Origin of the sequence: uncultured Thermosynechococcus sp., from assembly GCF_938074695.1 — a bacterium.
GTDB lineage: Bacteria > Cyanobacteriota > Cyanobacteriia > Thermosynechococcales > Thermosynechococcaceae > Thermosynechococcus.
Map to the genome: position 1 here is coordinate 1 of NZ_CALJEM010000071.1, position 6162 is coordinate 6162.

The 6162-nt window shown below is 55.2% G+C and carries 4 protein-coding genes; all 4 read right to left on the minus strand.

What is annotated here, in order from left to right; genetic code table 11:
• Window positions 1–1655: glycogen debranching N-terminal domain-containing protein (locus tag Q0683_RS10165; protein ID WP_298611310.1), on the minus strand; the 1655-nt coding region annotated here is incomplete at its 3' end.
• Window positions 1656–1772: 117 nt separating this feature from the next.
• A complete protein-coding gene (locus Q0683_RS10170; protein ID WP_298611313.1) occupies window positions 1773–4238 on the minus strand; it encodes an ATP-binding cassette domain-containing protein in 2466 nt (821 codons plus the stop codon).
• Between the two features lie 42 nt (window positions 4239–4280).
• Window positions 4281–5141: a hypothetical protein gene (locus tag Q0683_RS10175; RefSeq protein ID WP_298977553.1), complete on the minus strand. Its 861-nt coding sequence runs from the start codon at window positions 5139–5141 to the stop codon at window positions 4281–4283.
• Between the two features lie 687 nt (window positions 5142–5828).
• Window positions 5829–6162 (minus strand): DUF4351 domain-containing protein (locus Q0683_RS10180; RefSeq protein ID WP_298977555.1); only part of this gene is annotated, 334 nt, incomplete at its 5' end.

Consider the following 6162-nt stretch of genomic DNA (forward strand, 5'->3'; position numbering starts at 1 on the left):
TCTAGGTCACAGATGCCGGTCATTAAGCACTGACCCGCATTGGAGGTGAGGCTATCCACCGGCCGACCGTCGCCATCGAGGGCAAGGGCATAGAAGCCTTCGGGTTCCAGCCAAAAGTCACGGTTGAAGCGCTCTTTGAGGGCGGCGGCCTCCTTTTGCCAGCGATCGCCCCACTGGGGATGGCCCAGCTCCTGAGCAATGGCACTTAGGCGAGTCTTGGCAGCATAGACGTAGCCTTGAACTTCACACAGGGCAATGGGACCGCGAGCCAGTTGCCCACGGCGGTTGACAATGCAGTTGCTGGAATCTTTCCAACCTTGGTTGTCAATCCCCTTCTCCGCCTGGCGACTGTAGGTTAGATAGCCGGTGGCAGCCATCTGTTGATCAATCCAATCCATGGCGGCAAGGGCATGGGGCCACAAGGCCTCAAGGGTGGCGCGATCGCCCGTCCAACGGTAGTAGTCGGCATAGAGCATCAGCCACAGGGGGGTGGCATCCACGGTGCCGTAGTAGGGTGTGTGGGGAATTTCCCGATTGCGCGCCATCTCGCCGCAGCGCAGCTCGTGGAGAATTTTCCCCGGCTGCTCATCCCGCTGCGGACACACCTCTTTTCCTTGGTAATGGGCAAGGGTGTGCAGCGTATCGCGGGCGATCGCCGGGTTTAGAATTAGTGCTTGCATGGCCGAAATAATTGAGTCGCGACCAAAGAGCGTCGCAAACCAGGGAATACCCGCCGTCAAGACCTTGCCGTGACTAAAGGACTGCAACAGCATGTAGAGATCTGCCATGCCCCGCCGCAGGATACGATTCCATTGGGGATTGGAGGTGACAATTTCTGTGCAATCTGACCACCACTGTTGCCGTTCCTGTTGTGCGGCTTGATCCGCCGCCGCTAGGGAGAAGGGCACCGCTGCACGGGCCGTGGGTAAGCCATTGGTGAAGGGACGGACACAGTAGTGAATGCTGTGGTAACCTTGGGGTTCTAACCGCAGGCGCCAGCGAGCTGTCATGTTGTCTAGACCGTCGGGGGGGGTGCCCAAAAACTGCACTTGAGTTTCCATGAGGGCACCATCAAGGCCTTGGTAGGCGAAGCACAGATCGGCTCGTCCCTTGGTGTGGCGCAATTCACAACTCACCGGCTTCAGCGTCTGTCCCCGCTGTGGCCGCCCATTGCCGTATTGGCGAATTTCAAATAAATCCTGAAAGTCTGCCCCAAAAGTGAGACAAATGTCCACCACCACAGGTTGCACTTGGTGGTTAGTCACGAGAATGGTTTCAAACAGCGCACCGCGGACGACAAGGAATCGTTCAATGGCCAGAGCTTCCGCTGGCAGATCGGGCTGTTTGGGATTGGTACACACCACCTTGAGGGCATGGCTGCCCGTGCAGTGAAAGCTTAGGAGCACTGGGCGATCGCCCCCCACTCGCAGCTCCGCTTGACTTAAAAAGCGAGTGTCTTGGCAAAATAGCCCCGTAATTGCCGTCTGGTGCTCGTCATTGCAAACATTGCCCAACTCATCACAAATGAGCAGCACGTCATTGTCTTTGAGAACAGGGACGGTCTTGGGGTGGGTTTGAATCTTGGTGGCAGGTAAAGGAGGGGCGACAATGGGAATGTAGTCGCGCCCGTACAGGGAAACAACATCCGTCTCCATAGCTGCGGTAGCGGTCTCTATTGATTCTCTTAGGCGGGAAAATTTTGGGCTGATCGGCTCAATCTTTTAATCTTCCTCCAGGGCTTGGGCGATCGCAATAGGTAAATATAGGGGATCTTAGCCTTTGCGCCGTTGCAGAAACGTGGCCATGCCCAAGTAAATCCCGCTGTGGAGGATCAACATTCCCCAATTTAATAGGAGGTTTCCCCAAGTGGGGGCATAGACAGGGGTGGGTTCAAAGGGCTGGGGAGGGGGTTCAAAGAGGCCAAAATCGAGGGGCGGCGGTACCATGCCGTTCACATCGAGCAAAGCCCCATAGGCACCCATCGTCCAACGGCCAATAGTCAGCCAAGAGAGAGCGGTGGCCACTCCCGTGAGCTTAAAGAGGACGCCGGCAAAGATAATTTGGGGCAAGAGCAGGGGTGGCAAAATTTTGCTTGCCTGATCGGAATTCGTCACCGCCGCCGAGATGAAGAGTCCCAAACAAAGACCGGCCACCAGGGTCAAGAAGGTGGTGACCCCAAGCCCCAGCGGCCAAGGGAGAAGGGCACCCTTTGGCAGACCAAAGGCCCAGAGGGCCACCAAGGTAATGAGCAGCGTTTGTCCCAAAGCCATCCCCTGCCCAAGGGTAAGTTTGGCTGCCATGTAGGCCCAAAGACTGAGATTGGCAAGGCGTTCGCGGCGGTAGATGGCCACCTCTGTAATCAAGGCTTGCGCCCAGCCGGAGAGTCCTACCCAAAGACAGGCACAGGTAAAGACAAAGAGAATGCGCAGGGTTTGAGCGGCCTGCAGCAGGCCGGGGGGATCTTGGGGCACAAAGGGGGAGCGATCTAGGGCAAAGCGGGTGAGCAGCAGGGCAATGGGGACACTGGTGAGGTTCAGGACGAGGCTCAGGCGATCGCGCCACAGGAGCTGCCACTGCCGTTGACACAATACCCGCCATTGATAGAAGTGAGGTGGAGCGGGTCGCTGGGGGGGCGGTTCAACCTTGGGACGGCCTTCAGACCCAAAAACACTGGTGCTCTCAGCCTGACCCCCCATGCTCAGGTGGCGGCCAAGGTAGCGTTGATAATCGGCGGATTGGCGAAATTTTTGACTCCACTCGGCACTATTTTCGGGGGTCAATAGGGCATAGATCTCGGCCACGGAATTCAGGGGGCGATCGCCCGTTGGACTAAAGAAGTGACAAGCCCCATTGGCTGAACCAAAATAACAAAGACGCCCCCCAGCACCCAGAACCAGCAGGCGATCGCACAGATTCACATGGCTGGTGGCATGGGTCACCAAGATAATCGTGCGTTCTTGATCCGCCAATTGCCGCAGCAACTGCATCAGCAAAAAGTCCAAGCCCGGATCGAGACCGGAGGTAGGTTCATCGAGGAAAAAAAGCTTGGGATTTGCCAATAGCTCAACGGCAATACTCACCCGCTTGCGCTGACCACCACTGAGGCTGGCGACCCGTTGATGCTCTGTCCCCGTTAACTGCACCTGTGCCAGCACTTGCTGGATTGCTGCCCTGCGGTTTTGGGCATCGGTGTCCGCCGGTAAGCGCAACTGCGCCGCATAGTTTAGGACTTCAGCCACGGTGAGGCGGGCATGGACAATATCATCTTGGGGGACATAACCAATCTGGTGGCGGTAGGTGGCAAGATTGCGATGCAGATTGAGACCATTGAGCAGCACCTGTCCTTCCTGAAGGGGGTCTAGTCCCATCAACACCTTTAAGAGCGTGGATTTCCCCGTGCCACTGCCCCCCACCACAGCCACCAGCTGCTTGGGCTCCGCCACAAAGGAAACATCTTGTAGAAGGGGGCGATCGCCTGCTGGCGTTTTTACCCACCGCTTCAAGCCCACCGCCTCAAGGCGAATGTGACTCCCCGGATCCGCCATCTCTAGGGTCTCGTGGCGGTACAGCAAGACAAAAGGTCCAATGCGAATTTGATCGCCGTTGCGGAGCGTGTGGGGAGTTTTTACGAGGACATCGTTGACATAGGTGCCGTTGGTACTGCCCAAATCGCGCAGTACATAGAGACCTGCAGGGGTGCGATCAATGCTGGCGTGGCGCAAAGACACCGTCGGAGCCTCCAGTTGCCAGTGCCGATAGCTGTTGCTGGCTGCGCGCCCCAATGTGAGTGGCCATTCCTTGAGGGTTTTGAGGACTAGGCGGCGCTGCTGGGGTAAGGGGAGTGGACTGGCTGTTCCCGAAAACTGGATCTGCACCAGCAGCTGGACTTTGTTTTTCGGGTCTTGGCCAATTTCTAGACGCAGCGTTTCCCCAAGGGCAAACCCTTCTTCAATGCCGATGCGACGGTGATTGTAGAACGTGCCATTAGTACTGCGGCGTTGCTGGCCATCCCCATCCCAGAGGTAGTAGGTTGCCCCCTGTTGCTTAAACACGGCGTGGCGGCCGGAAATCACTGCCCAAAGGGGATCATCGGGCACCACTAAATCTGCCCACTGGGGATCGCGTCCCAAACGGTGCTCTGACTGTGTCAGGGTGTAGCTTAAAGTTTTCCCCTGACTTTCAAGGGTGAGGGTAACAGTGGGGAGATTGACAACCGTTTTAGGGGGGGGCGATCGCATCCAAGTCTCACCAGAATTGGGTTCAGAAATGGCTAGCTTCCCTTAATTCACCGTCACTGAGAAGGGAGCCGTAATGATTTTATCTCCCCGCCGGAACTGTCCCCAGAGCCGGTAGCGTCCGGGACTGGGAAACTGGGTCATAAAACGAATGGTCTCCCTAGGTTGGCGCTCCAAGGCATGGGCATGGAGATAGTCAGTGGGTTTAAGGGAAGTCGTGGCTCGCAAAATCACCAGATGCCCTGCTTCACCAAGGTAGGGGCGCAAATCTGCAGGAGGCTGTTGGGTAACTACATCCCGTAAGCGAAAAGCAATTTCCAGCGGCGATCCAGCCTTGAGGGGTTGAGGCAGTTTTAGTTCAACTGCTGTTGTCTCAACTACTTGAGTTGTTTGAGGGGTGGGGGCGGCAAGTTGGGGGGAAGTTCCCTGAGCAACAATAGGGAGCATTGCCACTGTTTCCGTCGCGCCGGCAGGTTTGTAATCGGCAATGAGGGTGTAGCCGCCGCCTTGGGGCAACGTGGTTGTGACCTGAAATTGACCTTCACCTAAATAGCGGGGATGGAGGTGTTGAAATACTTGAAAATCCTCACTGACGATGATCAGGTGCATCAGCTCCTCTTGGAAACGCTCAAACTGCGTCACTGTCTCGCCCGTATGGGTGCGAATGGCCAGTGTGAAGGTGGTTGGTTGTTGAGGAATAGGTGTGGAGAAATTCACTAGTTCAGCATGGGTGGCCGAAGCGCTCCCACCGTGATTGTGGGTCGGCGCAGCACTGTGGTAGCCATGGTCGGGATTCTGGGGAGTGGCAACTTGCTTTTGTTGCATCGTCGTGACAAGAGCGATCGCTCCCCCACCGAGGAGAATTAGCCCTACCACCACTGATTGAATAAAACGCAGTTGGGTCATCTTTCGGTTTCTCTATTTTAGTCAGAGGATGCAAGGATAAGCTTCAGGTGTCTCCATAACCTTTGCAGCTTTTGTTTAATAAATGTTTAACATAGCTATTCTAAGAGGGAGTGAGATTTTTTAAGACAGATAGGTTAAAGTAACAAACTTGCACAGGTCGAAGGTCAAGAAAGAACCATGAGCTACAGCGTAGATTTACGAGAGCACGTTGAGACAAGAGGGCAAAATCAATGAGACCACTCCACTATTCCAAGTAAGTCATGGACTATCTACCGCTGGTTGAAGCGGGATAATCTAACCCCCACGGTTGTTCCCCGTTGTCTTTGGAAACTGGATGGGCAAGCCTTAGTAGCGGATAGAGCCGCTCGCCTTAATGACTGTTTAGACAAACAAAAAGCCTAATAAGGACGCAAACAACGCTCATACCCGCCACCCAGCGACGATTATCATCCATTTAGACAAAACAGTGCTCAACCTTCGGCGTCTGGCGCTGCCTAGGACACTCCCCTCGCTGACTTCCAGTTTATGGAGTTGTTCACTGCTAGCTTGCAAACTGATTCTCTGCTACCTCAGTCGCCGTGGCAAGCGCTAGCTAAACCGTACTCTCACAGCAATTCTGTCTATAGTTCACTCACTTGACCTATTGGGAGTCAGTTACTCCAGCACGGCTCATTATGATAAGAAGCTTTAAGCAGAGCGATTTAGCCACGCAGCCACTTCCTCTAGGTCAGTGAAGTCTAAGAGAGCTTCTGCGAGGGCTTCGATTTGATCAGGAGAGAGCCGGCGGATGCCTTCTTCAAGCTCATTGGGCAGACTGCCAAACCGCCGCCTCAACTGCCGTAGGACAACCGCTGCTTCTCCTTGCTGTAACCCTTGTTGCAATCCTTCCTGTCGCCCTTCTGCATAGACCTCCTGATAAAACCGCGTCCGCTTCAGTTCCTCCGTCGTCAGCCCCAGCATGTGCAGCACCTCCTCCCGTTTCAGCTCCGTGAACCGATACAGCATTATCCGCGTGATTAAC

Bases quoted from the DNA above. Each gene is read 5' to 3' on its own strand.
- Q0683_RS10170 (WP_298611313.1), bottom strand. From the start codon at position 4,238: ATGCGATCGCCCCCCCCTAAAACGGTTGTCAATCTCCCCACTGTTACC.
- Q0683_RS10175 (WP_298977553.1), bottom strand. From the start codon at position 5,141: ATGACCCAACTGCGTTTTATTCAATCAGTGGTGGTAGGGCTAATTCTC.